This is a genomic window from Marinifilum sp. D737, assembly GCF_026672275.1.
Taxonomy (GTDB): Bacteria; Bacteroidota; Bacteroidia; order Bacteroidales; family Marinifilaceae; genus Marinifilum.
This window is the reverse complement of the sequence record NZ_JANQCD010000039.1, coordinates 18805-38798: the sequence shown is the minus strand read 5'-3', so window position 1 is coordinate 38798 and position 19994 is coordinate 18805. Positions and strand designations below refer to the sequence as shown.

The window sequence follows — 19994 nt, the reverse complement described above, 5'->3', positions numbered from 1 at the left end:
GGAAGCTTCGTCCCGAAATAGAATTTGTAAGCATTTGGGAGCCAAATGCAACAAAATTCATAATCGGGAGAGAAGATCACCCCGCCGCACTTAAATTTTTCAAGTATAAGTAGTTTGACCTTACACGCCCTAGATTCTTTGTTTCCTTTCTCATCAATGGAGAAAGGAAAAGCCTTGCGGCTTGAGCAAAAAGAATATTAATGAGTAAGCATATGCTATATGATGGAATAATTAATCCAACTTTAAGTTATTTGTAAGGGTGATAAAGAACTATTAAAATGAATTACCCACTGTATTCCATATAGCACCAGAAAACTTAGATAGTATATAGGCTGAATTAGAAAATGAATTCGCCTTTATTGATTTAAGCGTAAAGCACCGCAAGTAACAATTGTACTTACAACAATTTTACTGGGTGCTTTACGCTTGATTTTTTTATATCTTTCGCAAAAAGTTGCGGTAGGTACAATTTTTTAGCTTTATAATTTAGGATACGCTAAATGGTTACCACTATGTCTGTCAACCGGAGTTTGTGCATCAACACTTTTTAAATATGATCGCAATTGTGTGCATAGTTTTTTTGCGATTTCAGGATGTTCATCAAGCAAATTGTGTTTCTCTGCGATGTCATTTTCCAAATCGAATAGTTCTGCCTTTTCGTCTTCATACCCGTAGCAAAGTTTCCATTTGCCCATTCTAATGGAGCTAAATGGTTTAATACTTGGATAGCTATCTCTTAAGGCTTTCCATGCCCAATAGTGTGGATAGTGAAAACAAAGACCTTCAGGACGATCAAAGGATCCCTTGCCGGTAAGAAGAGGTGTCAGGTCTTTCCCGTCAATGGTTTCCAGGTAGGCCTCAGGAGAAATTCCTGCCATTTGAAGAATGGTTGGGAAGAAATCGTCGCTGCATACAGGTTCGTCACACTGAGTGCCAGGCTTCACTTTTCCAGCCCACTTTACCATCATAGGAACTCTGATTCCTCCTTCACGGCAAGTTCCCTTTCCATCGCTAAGGGGAGCATTGGTGGTTGGATGTCCCGCATGGGTTACCAGGCCTCCATTGTCCGACATGAAAATGATGATGGTGTTGTCAGCAATTTTTAGCTCATTCAGTTTGTTCATTACAGCGCCCAAACTGTTATCCATGCTGGCTACCATGGAAGCATATTTTGCTTCGGCTTCGGTTTTTCCTTCCTGAATAAATTGTTGAACCAGCTCTTTGTGCTCCTGAATTGGAGTGTGGACGGCATAGTGAGCAAAATTCAGGAAAAAGGGTTTCTTCTCATTCGAAAGTTTTTCGATTAGCTGTGTTGCTTTCACCGTTAGTGCATCGGTAAGGTAGAGGCTGTCTTTTGCAAACTCTTCCATGTCGGGAACCTTGTATCCGCTGTCTTCTTTTCCGTAAGGATAATAGTAGGAAGCCGGATGACCCGCATGGTGTCCTGCAATATTGTAATCGAAACCTAGCTGTATTGGATCTGCACCTGAAGTTCCGGCTTTTCCGAAGTGGGCTTTCCCAATGTGAGCCGTGGTGTAGCCATGTTCTTGCAATATTTTTGGGAAAGTGATGTCGGCAGCTGTTAATCCGTTAATGTTCCAATCTGGAATGAATAATTTCTGTTCCGATTCAGGAACATCATTTCCCTGTCCGGGAATCCAGTTGGTGATTTGGCTTTTGGCCGGATTTTTACCCGTAAGAATGCTGCATCGGGTAGGCGAGCAAACAGGGCTGGCTGCATAGGCACTGGTAAATTTGATGCCCTGTTGAGCCATCAGTTCCATATTTGGTGTTTTCTGGTATTTATTGTTTGGCGTTGCTGTTTTGCCAAAAGGAACCGAGGTGTCGGTCCAGCCCATGTCATCCACTAGAAATAATATGATATTAGCTTGACTTGCTTGTTTAGAATTTGTACAAGCACTAAATAGTAAAGCACCTGCACATGCAATCAAGCTTATGTAACTTGATATGTTTATTGTTAGTTTTTTCATTCTTGGAATTAAGTTAGTTTAGAACTAAAATTTGAAATTAAAGTTTATGATTAAAAATAGGATAAATAATTGGTAATGGTCCCAATATTTGAAACACTTGTAAATAAAGCAGATTAAGTAATAGTGTACAATAGTGGTGTATGATATTGGAATTGATTTGTATGATTTTGCACAAGTAGGATTGAAGGATATAGCAACTTTGAGAAAAATCCATTAAAAACAAATCATCAGTGAAATTAAACAAGATTATACATGCAATGTGGCCTTTGGTTTTAGGTGCTTGCGCAACAGGAACTGGTAAAACAGCAGATGAAAAATTGCAAAAACCAAATGTAATTTTGGTTGTGACCGATGATCAGGGATATGGTCAGCTGAACTTTGATTCCGAGTCCTACACGCATGATCAGTTAAAAAATACGAAGGTAACGAATCGATATACTACAGCAATAGAAGCGGCTTATGAGGCTGCTCAATCAGCCATGCCGCAAACTTCGAGCTTGGCCAATGAAGGAATAAAGTTTACCAATGCATTTGTTGCTTCAACAACATGTGCTCCATCAAGAGCTGCATTGCTTACCGGGAAGTATACTCAGCGTTTTGGAATTTATAACAATTACGATGCAGAAGCGGGAGTTCGTCCTGATGAGAAATTCTTGTCAGAAACTTTTCAGGAAAATGGTTACAAGACTGCTATGATTGGAAAATGGCACCTGGGAGAGTTGACCATAGATTCTTTGGTAGAAAAGACTCGGGATTATCATCGCGATGCCATTTATGGATGTGTGAAAAATCAGCACCCATTGAGTAAAGGTTTCGATTACTATTATGGATTCAACTACCATGGTAGCAACTACTACAATGCTACCAGCTTGTTCAGAAACTACGAACATGTAAAATCCCAGGGATATATTACAGATGAGTTTACCGATGAGGCTTTGAAGTACATTGAAGAAAATCAGAATGATCCTTTCTTCATGTTCTTGTCGTATAATGCTCCTCATATTCCATTGGAAGAACAGGCTCCAAGAAAATACCAAAGATTTGATACTGGTAATTCTGAGGTTGACAATTACTATGCAACTTTAGCTGCAGTTGATGATGGAATTGGGCAGATTGTATCAAAATTGAAAGAACTGAATCTTGATCAAAATACAATGATTTTATTCGTAAGTGATAATGGTGCTGTAGTAGATTCACCACTACCACTTAATGGTGCATTTAAAGGCAATAAAGGGTTGATGTTTCAGGGAGGTATTCATGTTCCAATGTTTGTTTGGGCGCCAGGTTTGATCAAATCAGGGCAAGTAATTACCGAAAATGTATCAGCAATGGATCTTTTGCCAACAGCATTGGCTGCAGGAGGTATTGATGTTTCCAATTTGGTAGATGGAATTGATTTGCAGAACGTGATAAAAGGAGAGAAGGTAAACAATCAAAAGAGACAATTGTTTTGGGCTGGTTGTCAGGCCTATCACTGGAGTGATAAGAATCTTGATTTTTGGGCTGCTTATGAGCAATATGTGAAAGGAAGCAAAGAAGTGACCGCATTTCCATCAAGTCAGTATCGTGAGTATTTATCAGACCCGGCAGGAACGGTTTTGGAAGGTGATTACATGATGCATTATTACCCAGTGGGAGACAGATATGAATTGTTCAATATCAAACAGGATCCGGGAGAAGAGAACAATCTTGCTGCTGAAAAGCCAGAGTTGACTAGCAGGTTGAAAACGGCTTTCGACCAATGGATCATTGAAATGGAAAAGCCAGTTGAGTGGAAAAAGGAGACTTGGGCGAAACTATTGCCTAAATCATAATTGGTGAATTAAAATATTGGAATTAAATTACTCGAACATCAGAAGAAGGAAATGATTCAAAAAATCACGAATACAATACTATTAGGAGTTGGTGCTTTGTTGCTACAATCTTGTGGAGGAGAAGCCACAAAAACTCAAGAAAAAACAGGTAAGCCCAACGTCTTGTTCATCTCGGTAGATGATTTGAATGACTGGACAGGAGTTTCTAAGGGACACCCTGATGTGAAGACTCCTAATCTGGAACGATTGGCACAAAGAGGAGTATACTTTACCAATGCCCACGCTTCAGTTGCAGTGTGTACACCATCGCGTTTGGCGGTACTTTCATCTTTGGCTCCAACTACAACAGGATGCTACACCAACAAGAGCGGAACCCGAAATATGAACATTTGGAATGAGGTGAACCTATTGCCTGTTCACATGCGTCAGAATGGATATCATACCATGGCTTGTGGAAAAATAGAAGGACATGCTTGTTGGGAGATAGAGGAGAAGTTTGAACATCAAAAGTTGTGGGATGAGAGAAAACCGAGAGCTTATGCTTTAACTGAGAAGTTGATTAAAGATGGGAACCGTTATGGTGCTCCCGATTTTTATCCTTTTCCTATGGGCGGATCAGGAACTGTAAAGTACAATAAAGAGCATGGTACAAATTTTCCAGGTTTTTCATTATGTGCTGGTCCTATTGATAGAGAATATTTGCCAGAAGGCAAAATGCCCGATGAGTTGAATGTAGAGTGGGCCATTGAAAAATTACAGAAGGATTACGACAAGCCATTCATGTTGGGAGTTGGATTTTTAAGACCACACGTACCTTATACTGCACCTCGCGAATATTTCGATATGTATCCATTGGATCAGATAGAAGTGCCAAAAGCCATTGAAGATGAGTTTGCAGATATCCCAATTTACGGAAAAGCAATGGCTGAAGGAATTACAGAACCAGGTGCAGAACATATTGTTAGAACCCTTGGCGCAGATTACAGAAAACAGTTGGTACAAGGATATTTGGCTTCCATTACTTTTATGGATGCTCAGTTGGGTAAACTATTGGATGCTTTAGACAATAGCAAACATGGCAAAAATACAATTATCGTACTTTGGTCTGATCATGGTCAGTGTTTTGGAGAGAAAATGAACTGGCGCAAAAACAACATGTGGAATGAGGCTACGGTTGCTCCAATGTTATGGGTTGTTCCAGGAGTAACAGATGGAGGAAAGGTAAATAAAAATGCGGTTAGTTTACTGGATATTTATCCTACTTTGTCTGGTTTGTGTGGACTAAAGGAGAGCAAACAACAGGATGGTGAGGATCTTCTTCCTTTGCTACAGGATATGAATGTGAAGAGAAAGAATCCTGTAGTAAGTACATGGACTTATGGTAGCCATTCAATCCGTCGAGACAACTGGAGATACATTCGTTACAATGATGGTTCGGAAGAGTTGTATGATGAGCTTAAAGATTATGGAGAGCATACCAATTTGGCTGGAAATCCAGAATACAAAAATGTAATTGAAAACTTGAAAAAGTATCTTCCGAAAGACATTTACCAGCCAACAGATAAGAATAAGGAGTATCACATGATTAATAGTCGAGTAGAAAGGTGGACCAGGAATCCGAAAAGTATGCCTGATTACCTGAATTAGTTATTGTAGGTTAACACGGATCTATTTATTTGAATATGATCCTATTGATCTAAGATATCCCTGTGTTTGAAAAGAAATAAGAATTACATTATTTAAATTAATTTTCTGAATGGATTTAAATAATGCGATGTAAATTATAAATGATGAAAACATATAAAGTAAATAAAATTAAGAATGATTGTCTGATTATCACAGGCGGAGAAATGCACCCTGTATGGGAAATGGCCAATATAAATCAAGATTTTAATTATCCTTGGGAAGAAAATGAATCTTCCTCAATGGTTTTTAGAGCTTTGTATGATGAAAAGAACTTCTATTTTAGGTTCGATGTTGAGGAAGAAAATGTACTTACATTCGTTGATCAAAATCATAAAATGGAGGTTGTTGATTCTGATAGAGTAGAGATTTTTTTTAGAAGAGACAAGGAATTAACTCCATATTACTGCCTGGAAATGGATGCTCACGCAAGAGTTCTTGACTATGTGGCTAATTATTACCGAAAATTTGATTTTGAATGGCAGTGGCCAGCAGATAAATTACAGGTAAAAGCTTCAAAAAACTCTAAAGGTTATGTGTTTGAGGGAGCCATTGATTTATCATCATTAAAAGAATTAGGCTTATTAAATAATGATACTTTGGAAGCCGGATTGTATAGAGGTCATTGTATGGCATTACCTGCTGATGAGAAAGAAGCTGATCTAAGATGGATTTCGTGGGTGAAACCAGATGCTGAAGATCCGGACTTTCATATCCCATCTTCATTTGGTAAGTTGATTTTAAGATAATAAGAGGTAAAAGATAAGAAGAATGAAGAAGCAAATTCTTGTAACAGGTGGAACCGGATTTATTGGTTCTCATACTGTTGTTGAGTTACAAAATAGTGGTTACGATGTTGTAATTGTTGATAATTTATCAAATTCAAAAATTGAGGTTTTAGACCAGATTGAAGCAATTACAGGCATTCGACCTAAATTTGAGAATTTTGATTTAACGGATAAGCAAAAGGTAAAAGACTTTTTTAATGAATACGCTAATTTAGAGGCGATTATTCATTTTGCAGCCTCTAAAGCAGTAGGTGAATCGGTAGAGAAACCATTAATGTATTACCATAACAACCTAAATTCACTTATGAATATCATGGAATGCATGAATGATTTTAAGGTGAATAATCTGGTATTCTCATCATCATGTACTGTGTATGGTCAGCCTGATAAACTTCCGGTTACAGAGCAAACACCAAGGAAAGAAGCAGAATCGCCATATGGCAATACCAAAAGTATTTGTGAAGATATTATTCGCGATACCGTACATGCCAATTCTAGTTTAAAAGGGATTGCATTGAGATATTTTAATCCAATTGGAGCGCACGAAACTGCAAAAATTGGAGAATTACCATTAGGTGTTCCCAATAACTTAATTCCTTTTTTAACGCAAACCGTAGCAGGTATTCGACCTGAATTGAGTGTATTTGGAAATGATTACGATACTCCTGACGGATCTGCTATTCGCGATTACATTCATGTTGTGGATTTGGCAAAAGCTCATGTTGTAGCCATAGAACGATTGTTGGAGAATAAAAATCAAAATGGCTATGAATATTTTAATGTGGGTACTGGAAATGGAGTATCTGTATTAGAGATTATAACATCTTTTGAAAGAGCAACAGGAGAAAAAGTTCCTCATAAAATTGTTGATCGTAGAGCGGGTGATATTGAAAAGATTTATGCCGATACTACCTATGCAAATAATGAGTTAGGTTGGAAAGCGGAAAGTACATTGGATGAAACTTTGCTTTCGGCCTGGAAATGGCAAGAGAATATTAAAAAATAAGCTGTAATCAAATAAAAAATCCCACTTAAATAGATGATTTAAGTGGGATTTTTTATGTGTGGAGCTGCAGGGAATCGAACCCTGGTCCAAACATGCGACCAATAGGCTTTCTACATGCTTAGTGATTTATTGATTTTCGACTAAGGATAAGGAAAGCACACCCGAGACCTTAGCTTACCTTCTAAATTTCGCCAATAACCCGAAGTAAATTATCAACTAACCCTGAATTGCCAGCATCCCATATACTTACCGGAACAAGGTGGAACCATAAGCGGGATGTCTCGTCGCAGCATCCTTGTGCCGCAATAAAGCTTTAATCTACTATGATTCGATTAAGCAGCAAGAGCGTAATTTGTTTCGCCAATTAAAAAGTGTGAGATCCGATATTTACGAGCTGGAATCACAACGCTCGACATGCTTACATATCAATTCTACATGCTGTCAAAACCACGTCAGCCCCTAGAATTCACGCAAAATTAGTAAAAAACATTTAGCTGTTAAACTTATTGGGTCAGAAATAGCTGATTTAGCACCTTTTTTTATCCTAACAGTTTTGTATCAGATTAAAAATCAGTAATGGAATAGTGTGTTAAATTTTTAATGAAAATTCTGAAATCTGTTAAATGTTTATTAAATTTAAATAAATATAGTGTTTTGATATCCGTTTGGCTTAGATTATCAGGAACACCTTTGGCTCATCCCTAAAATTTTGAATATGAAGAATCGCATTCGAGTAGGAGTACTTCGAGAAACCAAAAATCCACCAGATAAAAGAGTGGCTATTCCACCTGTAACAGGTTTAAAAATACTAGAAAAATATCCCGATGTAAGCATTTTTATTCAGCCGAGTGACATAAGATGTTTTACCGACGCAGAGTATCGTGATCAAGGCTATTTTTTAACTGAAGACCTTAGAGAGTGCGATATTTTAATAGGAGTAAAGGAAGTGAATATTCCCACTTTAATTCCCAATAAAACCTATCTGTTTTTTTCGCATACAGCAAAACAGCAAGCTCATAATCGAAAATTGCTCCAACAAGTAATTAAAAGAAACATTACATTGATCGATTATGAATATTTAACCAATTTATCCGGGCAGAGACTTGTTGCATTTGGACATTGGGCAGGAGTAGTTGGTGCTTACAAAGCTTTGCGAGCCAGGGGAATGAGAACGGATTTCTTCGATTTGCCTCCTGCAAGAACATGTTTGGATATGAACGAAATGTACAGGCATTTAAAAAAGATTACTCTTAAGCCAATTAAAATTCTGATAACAGGTGGAGGGAGAGTTGCAATGGGCGCTATGCAAACCATTCGAGTTTTAAATTTAAAGGAAGTTGATCCTAAAGAATTTTTAACTACAGAATATGATGAGCCTGTAGTGTGCAGAATAGATCCCGATAAATACGTTGAAAGAATTGATGGTTCGGATTTTGATTTGAAGCATTTTTACGATCATCCTGAGATGTACCAATCAACATTTAAGAAATTTTCGAAAGTTACTGATTTATATATAGCATGTCATTATTGGGATCCAAAAGCCCCAAGGTTTCTAACTCCTGAGGATTATAAAGAGGATGATTTTAGAATTTCGGTAATTGCAGATGTTAGTTGTGATATTGATGGACCATTGCCATCGACTTTGAGACCTTCTACTATTGCTTCCTCTTTTTATGGATATGATAGATTTAGTGAAGAAGAGGCCATTCCTTTTGTTGACAAACGTAATGTTACGGTTATGGCTGTAGATAATTTACCAGGTGAACTGCCTCGTGATTCATCGATAGATTTTGGAGAAGCTTTGGCCGATAATGTTTACGAAGCTTTGTTTGGTGATGACCCGGAAGGAATTTTAGAACGAGCTACCATAGCTAAAGAAGGAAAACTTACAAAGCATTTTGCTTATTTGCAGGATTACCTGGAAGGCAAAGATGCCGTAACTGTATAAAACAAAAAGACCAAATGGAATTTCATTTGGTCTTTTTTATTATTATAAATTTTTCAAATTTGATATGGTATGTGTTGGATCATTAGCTCCAAAAACAAAACTACCTGCAACAAGTGCATTGGCTCCTGCTTCAAGCAATTTCTTTCCGGTCTCTAAATTAACACCGCCGTCAACTTCAATTATTGTATTGGCATTTTTTTCAGCAATCATAGCTTTTAATTGCTTTACTTTTTTATAAGTATTTTCAATAAAGCTTTGTCCTCCAAATCCAGGATTTACACTCATTAATAGTACCAAATCAAGATCTTGAATAATATCTTCAAGAACAGATACAGGAGTGTGTGGGTTTAAAGAAACTCCAGCTTTCATTCCATGTTGCTTGATGTTTTGTACGGTGCGGTGTAGGTGAGTACATGCTTCGTAGTGTACAGTTAGATAATCAGCTCCAGCTTTTTGAAAAGCTTCAACATATCTATCCGGATCAATAATCATTAAATGAACATCCAATGGCTTTTCAGCAATTTTATTGATTTGTTGTACTACTGGCAGTCCGTATGAGATATTAGGAACAAAAACACCATCCATAATATCCAGGTGAAACCAATCGGCTTCGCTTTTATTAACCATCTCAATGTCAGCTTTCAGATTGGTGAAATCTGCCGATAATAAGGATGGTGAAATAATTGTTTGCATCTGATTGTTTAATATTAGTATTTTAATTTGGCGCAAAGATATAATTAAAAAAGGATAAGAAAGAAATGCTGAAATTTTTCCCTTATCCTTTAAATATCATTCAATCATGTAAGTATTTATTCTCCTAAATAAGTTTTTAAGATTTTGCTTCTAAAAGTTGACTTCATTCGTTTAATGGCTTTTTCTTTAATCTGGCGAACTCTTTCCCGAGTTAATCCAAATTCCTTTCCAATTTCTTCCAACGAGTATGGTGGTTTTCCGTTTAAACCAAAATACAAACGAATGATGGCGGCTTCTCGTTTTGATAGTGTTGATAAAGATCGCTCGATTTCTTTTCTAAGCGAATCTCGAATTAACGCCTTATCTGGACTAATTTCATCATTGCTTAATAAGATGTCGTAAAGGGTGTTTTCCTCTTCGGGATTGATTGGTGCATCCATAGATACATGGCGACCAGATGCCTTTAATGCTTCCTTTACATCCTTTGGGCTCATTTCTAAAATATTGGCAATTTCTTCAGCTGAAGGTTCACGCTGATACTCTTGCTCTAACTGAGAGAATGTTTTGTTGATTTTATTGATGGAACCAATTTTATTTAGTGGTAAACGAACGATTCTTGCTTGTTCAGCCAAGGCTTGTAAAATTGATTGACGAATCCACCAAACTGCATAAGAAATAAATTTAAATCCTCTTGTTTCATCAAACCTTTGGGCAGCTTTAATTAAGCCTAAATTTCCTTCGTTAATCAAATCAGGCAAGCTAAGACCTTGGTTCTGATATTGCTTTGATACAGATACAACAAAACGCAGATTACACTTAATAAGCCGATCCAGAGCTTTTTTATCTCCCTTTTTTATCTTTCTGGCAAGTTGAACCTCTTCCTCTGCCGAAATCAGGTCGACCTTCCCAATTTCATGCAGATACTTGTCCAGCGAAGGAGTTTCTCTGTTTGTTACTTGTTTGGTAATTTTTAGCTGTCTCATAGTGGAATTTTGGTATAAAATGATGAAGCCTAACTCCGTCATTAATATTTAAATATAGCAAAATGATTTAAAAAAAGAAATCTGCGAGAACTTATTTACGGCATGAGATTGATCCTGAAAATCATCATAATTTCTATTTTCAGGATTATTATGCAATTATTTTTTGCGAATTATAAGTAAATGCGTAATATTGCATTTGAATTCCGATTGATTCTTCTCATTTAGAGGTCGAAAGATCAGGTTCCGTATTGTTCAAATACAATTCTATCTAAAAAAACATTACCCAAAAAATATTAATAAATTATATATGTACGATATTCTTGAATTAAACAAGAAGCTTGTGCCTGAGTTGCGAGAAATCGCTAAAGAACTTAAAATCAAGAAGATTGAATCTTTTAAAAAACAAGATTTAATTTATAAGATTCTTGATCAGCAGGCGATTGTAGCTTCAGAAATGAAATCTTCTGAGAAAAAGACTCCTCGTAAGAGAGTTAAAAAATCGGAAGGAGAGACAAAGACTGAGGATGATCAGCCTAAAATCAAGCTACGCAGAAGAAGAAAAACAGAGCAGCCAGTCAAAGAGGCTGTAAAAGATGCTGCATCTCAGATTCAGCCTGAAGAAAAGAAAGCTGAAGAGGCTCCTGCAAAACCTAAACGTACCAGAAAGGTTGTTGAGAAAAAAGCTGAACCAGTTAAGCTTGAAACTGAAAATAAAGAGGAGGTGAAAACTCAGAAAGAAGAGACTTCTGTTGTTAAAGAAGAAAAGCCAAAACTAGAAAAGCAGGAAAGAGGCGAGAAAGCTGAGAAACCTGAAAGACCGGAAAGGCAAGAAAGAACCGACAGAAACGATAGACAGGATCGTCAGGATAAAAGTCAGCACAGAAAAAGATTCGAAAAAAGAGAGAAAGAAAAACTTTTCGAATTTGATGGAATTATTAATAGTTCCGGAGTGTTGGAAATTATGCCTGATGGTTATGGTTTCCTTCGTTCATCAGATTATAATTATTTAAATTCTCCTGATGATATTTATGTGTCTCAGTCGCAAATTAAGCTGTTTGGTTTAAAAACTGGTGATACAGTTAACGGATCGATTCGCCCTCCAAAAGAAGGTGAAAAATATTTCCCATTAATTAAGGTTGAAAAGATTAATGGTCGTTTGCCAGAGGTGATTCGTGACCGTGTTCCTTTCGATCATTTGACACCACTTTTCCCAGATGAAAAATTCAATTTAACCGGAGGTTCTTCAAATTCATTATCTACTCGTGTAGTTGATATGTTTGCACCTATTGGTAAGGGACAAAGAGGTTTGATTGTTGCGCAGCCAAAAACAGGTAAAACTGTATTGTTGAAAGAAGTTGCCAATGCAATTGCTGCCAATAACCCTGAAGCTTATATGATTATTCTTCTGATTGACGAACGTCCGGAAGAGGTAACTGATATGGCAAGAAGTGTAAATGCTGAAGTAATTTCATCTACTTTTGATGAGCCGGCAGAACGTCATGTAAGAGTTGCTAACATTGTGCTTGAAAAAGCAAAACGTATGGTTGAGTGTGGACATGATGTTGTAATCTTACTTGATTCAATTACTCGTTTGGCCCGTGCTTACAATACAGTTTCTCCTGCATCGGGTAAAGTACTTTCTGGTGGTGTTGACGCAAATGCTCTTCACAAGCCAAAACGTTTCTTTGGTGCTGCTCGTAATATCGAAAATGGAGGATCGCTTACTATTTTGGCAACTGCATTAACAGAAACAGGTTCTAAAATGGACGAAGTAATTTTCGAAGAATTTAAAGGAACTGGTAATATGGAACTTCAGTTGGATCGTAAATTATCTAACAAGCGTATTTACCCTGCTGTTGACATTACAGCTTCTAGTACACGTCGAGAAGATCTTCTATTGGACGAAGGCCAGTTGAATCGCATTTGGGTACTTCGTAACTTCTTAACCGATATGAATTCTGTAGAAGCTATGCAGTTTATTAGCGATAGAATGAGAAAAACTCGTTCGAATGAGGAGTTCTTGATTTCGATGAACGACAAATAAGTCAAATACAATATGATATAGAAGAGGCCGTAATTTTACGGCCTCTTTTTTTTTATAATACTTTTTTAAGGAATGATCAGTTATAGCAAGGGAAAGCTGTTGTGCGACATGTTATTTTAAATAAGTATAAATAGCAAAAAATAGGTGCTTTTGTAATCTCGAGATTACAAAATTAAGCTTTAATTCTATAAATTTGCCATGTAAATTTCGAAGAAGTATGAACACCTTACTACAGACACATAATAGTTTGTTGAAAAACAAAAAGAGTAATATTCGTCGACAATTGGCTGATCAAATTGATTGGTCGCAACGATTAATTGCTATTAAAGGTGCCAGAGGTGTAGGTAAAACTACCTTCCTGTTAGACTATGTTCGAGAAAATTGTGCAAACGATAAATCATGTCTTTATATAAACATGAACAACCTGTTCTTTACCGAAAGAGGACTGGTTTCGTTTGTTGATGAATTCTATAAAAAAGGTGGCAAGTTGTTATTGTTAGATCAGATTCATAAATATCCTGATTGGGCAAAAGATTTAAAAACTTGCTATGAGCAATGTGGTGACTTAAAAATTATATTTACGGCTTCTTCTATTTTAAGAGTAAAAACAAACGAGGAACTTAAAGATATTGTGAATGTATATTACCTTAATGGATTATCATTCCGAGAATTTTTAAATCACGAAACTGGAAACAAATTTAAAAGCTATTCTTTAGAAGATATTATCGAAAATCACGAGGAGATTGTCGATGAAATTCTTGAGAAAGTAAGACCTCTGGCTTATTTTAATGATTATTTGCGTTACGGATATTATCCCTGTTATCAGGAAGAGAGAAGTTTTATTGATAATTTGCTGAAAATTATCAACCTGATGTTGGAGTTTGATATTACGTATTTGAACCAAATAGAATTAAAATATTTGCCAAAGCTAAAGAAACTACTTTATATCATTTCGAGCAATGTGCCATTTCAGCCAAATGTTAGCAAGTTGGCAAATGATGTGGAAACTTCAAGAGCTACGATTATGAATTACTTGCGATATTTGAAAAATGCAAGATTAATTCGTTTGCTTAACTCGAAGGATAGCTATAAAGATTCATCTAAAAAGCCCAATAAGGTATATTTACACAATACCAATTTACTGTATGCCATATCTCCTGAGAATATCGATCAGGATAACTTGCGTGAAACCTTTTTTTACAATCAGGTAGCACCTACAAGACTTTTTACAAGTACGGATATGGGACATTTTTTAGTGAATGACAAGTACAATTTTAAAATTACAGGCAATACAAATATGTCTGATTCTAATATTAGAACAGAAGACTTATTTGAGGCCGCCGACATGATCGAACGCGGTGAAGGAAATAAAATTCCTTTATGGTTGTTCGGTTTTTTATATTAGAGAATTAAATAACAGAAATAAATTAAACTACCATTAATTAAAATTAATTGGAGGAGTAAAATGGCAAGAGAAAAAAAATTCATTACCTGCGATGGTAATGCTGCTGCCGCTCACGTAGCATATATGTTTAGTGAGGTATCTTGTATTTACCCAATCACACCTTCTTCGCCTATGGCTGAGAATGTTGATGAGTGGGCTGCACAAGGTCGCAAAAACATTTTTGGCGAAACTGTTCGTCTAGTTGAAATGCAATCAGAAGCTGGGGCTGCAGGTGCAGTTCACGGTTCTTTACAAGCTGGTGCTTTAACAACTACTTATACTGCATCTCAGGGATTATTGTTGATGATTCCTAATATGTATAAGATCTCTGGTGAGTTATTACCATGTGTATTCCACGTAAGTGCACGTGCATTGGCTGCTCAGGCACTTTCTATTTTTGGTGATCATTCAGATGTTTATTCTGCAAGACAAACTGGTTTTGCTATGTTGGCATCAGGATCTGTACAGGAAGTTATGGATCTTTCTGCAGTTGCTCACCTTACTGCAATTAAGTCTCGCGTTCCTTTCATCAACTTCTTCGATGGATTCCGTACTTCTCACGAAATTCAAAAAGTTGAAGCTGTTGACGCTGATGATATGAAAGAATTGGTAGATATGGAAGCTCTTCAAGAGTTCCGTAACCGTGCTTTGAATCCAGAATCTCCTGTAACTAGAGGTACTGCTCAAAACCCAGATATCTACTTCCAGTCTCGTGAGGCTGCAAACCCATTCTACGAAAAAGTACCTGAAATCGTAGAAGGTTATATGAACGAAATTACCAAGTTAACAGGTAGAGAATACAAGCCATTCGTTTACTATGGTGCTGAAGATGCAGAAAACATCATCATCGCTATGGGATCTGTAACGGAAACTATCAAAGAGGTTATCGATTACAAGATTGCAAATGGTGAAAAAGTTGGTATGGTTGGTGTACACCTATATCGTCCATTCTCAGCTAAGCATTTCTTAAGCGTTGTTCCTGAATCTGTGAAGAGAATTTGTGTTCTTGACAGAACTAAGGAGCCAGGTGCTAACGGAGATCCAATGTACCTTGATGTAAGAGAAGTATTCTACGGAAAAGAAAATGCTCCTATCGTAGTTGGTGGTCGTTATGGATTAGGTTCTAAAGATGTTACTCCATCTCAAATTATTGCTGTTTACAAAAACTTGGCAATGAACGAACCTAAAAACCAATTCACTTTAGGTATTGTTGATGATGTTACATTCAAATCTCTTCCATTGGAAGCTGAGTTGAAAGTAAACTCTGAAAAATTATATGAAGCTAAATTTTATGGTTTAGGTTCTGATGGTACTGTAGGTGCTAACAAAAACTCTATCAAGATTATTGGTAGTGCAACTGATAAGTATTGTCAAGCTTATTTTGCTTACGATTCAAAAAAATCAGGTGGTTTTACTGCTTCTCACCTTCGTTTCGGTGATGATCCAATCCGTTCTACTTACCTTGTGACTACTCCTGACTTTGTAGCATGTCACGTTCCTGCATACGTATACTTATACGATGTATTGAAAGGATTGAAAAAAGGTGGTTCATTCTTGTTGAACTCTATCTACGATGTAGAGGAAACTAAGAAGCACTTACCTGATCACATGAAGAAGTACATTGCTGAAAATGATATTAAATTCTATATCATCAATGGTACTAAATTAGGTGAAGAGTTAGGTCTTGGTACAAGAACCAACACGATCATGCAGGCTGCATTCTTCAAAATTACTGGCGTAATTCCATTCGAATTGGCAGTAGAAGAAATGAAGAAAGCAATTGTGAAGTCATATGGTAACAAAGGTGAAAAAGTTGTTAACATGAACTTCTCAGCTGTTGATGCTGGTGGTGAAAATGTAATTGAAGTTGAAGTTCCTGCTGAATGGAAAAACATCGAAGCTGAAGGATTCAAGACTGATTCAACTGGTCGTCCAGAGTTCGTAGCTAATGTTTGTGATCCTATGAACGCTCAAACTGGTGATGATCTTCCGGTTTCTGCATTCCAGGGTAGAGAAGATGGTACTTTCCCAGCTGGTACAACTAAATTTGAAAAACGTGGTATCGCAGTTAGCGTTCCTGAATGGAAAGAAGAAACTTGTATTCAGTGTAACCAGTGTGCTTACGTTTGTCCTCATGCTGCTATTCGTCCATTCTTGTTAACAGAAGAAGAAGTTGCTGCTGCTCCTGCTGGAACTGCTGTTAAGCCAGCTACTGGTAAAGATCTTAAAGGATTAAGCTTCCGTATTCAGGTTGCTCCTCTGGATTGTACAGGTTGTGGTAACTGTGTTGATGTTTGTCCAGCTCCTAAAGCTAAGGCTCTTGAAATGAAGCACCTTGAAACTCAAGATGCTGAGAAAGAGAGATGGCACTATATGGATGAAAAGGTGGGATACAAAGAGCTTCTTCCTAAGAACAACGTGAAAAACTCACAGTTCGCTCAGCCATTATTCGAGTTCTCTGGAGCTTGTGCTGGTTGTGGTGAAACTCCATACATCAAATTAATCACTCAATTGTACGGTGAGAGAATGATTGTAGCTAATGCTACTGGTTGTTCTTCTATCTACGGTGGTTCTGCTCCATCTACTCCATATTGTAAGAACGATAAGAGCGGTAAAGGTCCAGCTTGGGCTAACTCTCTATTCGAAGATAACGCTGAGTATGGTTACGGTATGGCAGAAGGTGTTAACAAAATGCGTGCTCGTATTGCTCAACGCATGGAAGAGAACATGGATGCTGTTAATGATGCAACTAAAGCTGCATTTGCTGAGTGGTTAGAAGGAAAAGATAATGCTGATGCTTCAGAAGTTGCTTCTCCAAAAGTTGAAGCTGCTTTAGCTAACGAAACTCACGAAGTTGCTAAGGAAATCTTGAACTTGAAACAATACTTAGTGAAGAAGTCTATCTGGATCTTCGGTGGTGACGGTTGGGCTTATGATATAGGTTTCGGTGGTTTGGATCACGTATTGGCTTCTGGTGAAGATGTTAATGTATTGGTAATGGATACTGAGATTTACTCTAACACTGGTGGACAGGCTTCTAAATCAACTCCAGTTGGTGCTGTAGCTAAATTTGCTGCTGCTGGTAAGCGTATCAGAAAGAAAGACCTTGGTATGATTGCAATGTCTTACGGATATGTTTATGTAGCTCAGGTAGCAATGGGTGCAAACCAGGCTCAATACTACAAAGCATTGAAAGAAGCTGAAGCTTATCCAGGACCATCATTGATCATCGCTTATTCTCCTTGTATTTCTCACGGATTGAAAGCATCTATGGGTAAATCACAAGCTGAAGAGAAAAAAGCTGTTGAAGCTGGATACTGGCACTTGTATCGTAACAACCCTATGTTGGAAGCAGAAGGTAAGAACCCATTCGTTCTTGATTCAAAAGAACCTAAGTGGGAAAACTTCCAGGATTTCTTATTAGGTGAGGTACGTTATACTTCTTTGCAGAAATCATTCCCAGAAGAAGCTAAGGAATTATTCGTAGCTGCTGAAGAGAATGCGAAGTGGAGATATAAAGCTTACAAGCGTCAAGCTTCATTAGATTATTCTGAAGAAGAAAAAGAACTTGCATAAGTTTTTAATCTAATTATATAGAAAGAGGCTCTTTTTAGGGCCTCTTTTTTCGTTTAATATGTCGTACAAATGACAGTTTAAAAATACTGATTGTCGTAACTTTTTTCTTGACATTAATTTAGGAGTGTTATGAAAAAGTTGCGATATATTTTATTTGGGTTTATTCTGCTAATGATATATTCATGCGGTGGCAGTAGTGATAGTGATGGTGGAGGAATGATGCCAAATCCGGATCTTGATCCAGATCCAGATCCAATGATAGATTTTACGGTAAGAACCGTTACCAAAACTTCAAATCATCCATGGTTTGAAGAGGGAAGCTTAATTGGATATACTATTAATGGTACTGAAGGAGCTCAATTGAATTTGACTCGTGGTACTAAATACGTTTTTGATATCAATACGCCCACTCACCCTTTTTATATTAGTACAGATGATACAGGAGTAGGAGCAGGAGAAGTAAGCAATGGTGTAACAGGAAGCAAAACCCAAACCGGGACATTGAGCTTTACACCAAACTCAAATCATCCTGATACTTTGTACTATCAATGTTCTGCACATCCAAAAATGGGATACCTAATTATTCTTAGCGATTCGTAAACCAAAGATTGTGATAATTGTTATTTGTAGTGATCCTTAAGCATAGCTCCGGATCGGAAAGGCAGAATGGTAAGTTGGTGGATCTTACTATTCTGCCCTTCTTTATTAAAAAAAATATAAGACTTGTATGTCTTGTATTTAGAGGGGTGTGTGATTTATTTTGATATTCAAGCTGTTGAAAATGAAAATAGAGTTGAAATTATCAAGTTCATTTCTTATATTTATTTATACCGAATAAATTTTTAATCCAAAATCATATGGCAAATTTAAACGTTGAATTCATGGGATTAAATTTAAAAAATCCCATTATAGTAGGGGCATGTACCCTTTCGGCTACCGTTGAGGGAGCTAAAGATCTTGAAGAGGCAGGAGCAGCTGCTATTGTGTATAAATCTCTATTCGAAGAGCAGATTATTATGGAACGTGCACAACTTTCTGATGAGTTAGACGAGTATGCACATCGTAATGCCGAAATGACTTCACTTTTTCCAGCCTTGGAACATGCGGGTCCTAAAGCTCATCTGCTTAAACTAAAAGAAGTAAAAGAGAATGTAAATATTCCTGTAATTGCAAGTTTAAATTGTTTGTACGATGTTACCTGGTTCGAGTATGCCAAAGAATTGGAAGATGTTGGAGTGGATGCCTTAGAGCTAAACTTTTACCAAATGCCAATTGATGGGGAAAAAACTGCAGAGCAAATGGAAGACGAAAAAGTTAAAATTATAGAGACTCTAAAAGAAAGACTTTCTATTCCATTTTCAATAAAGTTGAGCCCATACTACACCAACATCCTAAATTTTGTTCAAAGGTTAGATAAAGCTGGTGCTTCAGCTTTCATTTTATTCAATCGTCTGTTCCAACCAGAAATAGATATTGAAACAGAAGCTCATGTTACCAATTTTAACCTAAGTAATCCGGGAGATTTTAAACTAGGTTTAAGATATGTTGGTCTTACGCATGGTAAAGTTATGGGAGATTTGTGTGGAGCCAACGGTATTTATGGATCTACAGATGTGCTGCAAATGCTTTTAAGTGGAGCAAAAACAGTCCAAATGGTTAGCTCTTTGTATAAAAATACTCCAGCAGTTATTGAAAAGGTATTGTATGAACTTGAAGAGTGGATGGATAAGAAAGGATACAAGTCTGTTGATGAATTTAGAGGCAAATTATCTGATAAAGAATTAAAAGCTTCGGATGTTTATTATAGAGCTCAATATCTTGATTTTCTTTTGCATCCTGAAGAAGTTATTAATAAAAATCTAATGAGATAAAATGAGCGATTTTTAAACATAAAAGTCTGTCGAAAGACAGACTTTTTTTTGAAATATATGCATTGAAAACGAATGTTTAATTTTTCGCAAACGTTTGAAAAAGAAAAGTGTACGTGCACAAAAAAAAACTACAGAAAAGCATCCGAAATGACG

At 36.9% G+C, this 19994-nt stretch carries 13 protein-coding genes and 1 other RNA gene; 10 read left to right on the top strand and 4 right to left on the bottom strand.

Annotated elements, in window-relative coordinates:
* Positions 1 to 479 precede the first annotated feature (479 nt).
* On the bottom strand, positions 480 to 1991 hold the full coding sequence (locus NQ163_RS17775; RefSeq protein ID WP_268191680.1) for a sulfatase: 1512 nt from the start codon (positions 1989 to 1991) through the stop codon (positions 480 to 482).
* Between the two features lie 230 nt (positions 1992 to 2221).
* Between NQ163_RS17775 and NQ163_RS17770 the strand changes: the two genes are divergently transcribed.
* The 4 genes from NQ163_RS17770 (at position 2222) to galE (ending at position 7282) form a co-directional block, all read left to right on the top strand.
* Entirely contained in the window at positions 2222 to 3805 is a 1584-nt protein-coding gene (locus NQ163_RS17770) for a sulfatase-like hydrolase/transferase (RefSeq protein ID WP_268191679.1), read from the top strand.
* 51 nt (positions 3806 to 3856) lie between these two features.
* Entirely contained in the window at positions 3857 to 5452 is a 1596-nt protein-coding gene (locus NQ163_RS17765) for a sulfatase (protein WP_268191678.1), read from the top strand.
* 143 nt (positions 5453 to 5595) lie between these two features.
* The gene (locus NQ163_RS17760; RefSeq protein ID WP_268191677.1) at positions 5596 to 6237 is read left to right on the top strand and encodes a sugar-binding protein; all 642 of its coding nucleotides are present in this window, start codon (positions 5596 to 5598) and stop codon (positions 6235 to 6237) included.
* Between the two features lie 22 nt (positions 6238 to 6259).
* The gene (galE, locus tag NQ163_RS17755) at positions 6260 to 7282 is read left to right on the top strand and encodes a UDP-glucose 4-epimerase GalE (RefSeq protein ID WP_268191676.1); all 1023 of its coding nucleotides are present in this window, start codon (positions 6260 to 6262) and stop codon (positions 7280 to 7282) included.
* 56 nt (positions 7283 to 7338) lie between these two features.
* Here galE and ssrA read toward each other — a convergent pair.
* Positions 7339 to 7742, bottom strand: a transfer-messenger RNA (tmRNA) gene (gene ssrA, locus NQ163_RS17750).
* 255 nt (positions 7743 to 7997) lie between these two features.
* Here ssrA and NQ163_RS17745 point away from each other — a divergent pair.
* A complete protein-coding gene (locus NQ163_RS17745) occupies positions 7998 to 9230 on the top strand; it encodes an NAD(P)-dependent oxidoreductase (RefSeq protein WP_268191675.1) in 1233 nt (410 codons plus the stop codon).
* 42 nt (positions 9231 to 9272) lie between these two features.
* On the opposite strand, the gene rpe is transcribed toward NQ163_RS17745, so the two are convergent.
* Positions 9273 to 9923: a ribulose-phosphate 3-epimerase gene (rpe, locus tag NQ163_RS17740; RefSeq protein WP_268191674.1), complete on the bottom strand. Its 651-nt coding sequence runs from the start codon at positions 9921 to 9923 to the stop codon at positions 9273 to 9275.
* A 116-nt stretch (positions 9924 to 10039) separates the two neighbouring features.
* On the bottom strand, positions 10040 to 10906 hold the full coding sequence (locus NQ163_RS17735) for a sigma-70 family RNA polymerase sigma factor (RefSeq protein WP_120241668.1): 867 nt from the start codon (positions 10904 to 10906) through the stop codon (positions 10040 to 10042).
* Between the two features lie 307 nt (positions 10907 to 11213).
* Here NQ163_RS17735 and rho point away from each other — a divergent pair, with 307 nt between their 5' ends.
* The 5 genes from rho to NQ163_RS17710 all read left to right on the top strand — a co-directional run bounded on the left by rho (position 11214) and on the right by NQ163_RS17710 (position 19841).
* Positions 11214 to 12950, top strand: coding sequence for a transcription termination factor Rho (rho, locus tag NQ163_RS17730; RefSeq protein ID WP_268191673.1), 1737 nt, complete (start codon positions 11214 to 11216; stop codon positions 12948 to 12950).
* A gap of 217 nt (positions 12951 to 13167) precedes the next feature.
* Complete coding sequence (locus NQ163_RS17725; RefSeq protein WP_268191672.1) at positions 13168 to 14355, top strand: ATP-binding protein; 1188 nt, start codon at positions 13168 to 13170, stop codon at positions 14353 to 14355.
* 60 nt (positions 14356 to 14415) lie between these two features.
* Positions 14416 to 17970: a pyruvate:ferredoxin (flavodoxin) oxidoreductase gene (gene nifJ, locus NQ163_RS17720; RefSeq protein ID WP_268191671.1), complete on the top strand. Its 3555-nt coding sequence runs from the start codon at positions 14416 to 14418 to the stop codon at positions 17968 to 17970.
* 129 nt (positions 17971 to 18099) lie between these two features.
* A complete protein-coding gene (locus NQ163_RS17715; RefSeq protein WP_268191670.1) occupies positions 18100 to 18570 on the top strand; it encodes a hypothetical protein in 471 nt (156 codons plus the stop codon).
* A 257-nt stretch (positions 18571 to 18827) separates the two neighbouring features.
* Positions 18828 to 19841, top strand: coding sequence for a dihydroorotate dehydrogenase-like protein (locus NQ163_RS17710; RefSeq protein WP_268191669.1), 1014 nt, complete (start codon positions 18828 to 18830; stop codon positions 19839 to 19841).
* Positions 19842 to 19994 lie beyond the last annotated feature (153 nt).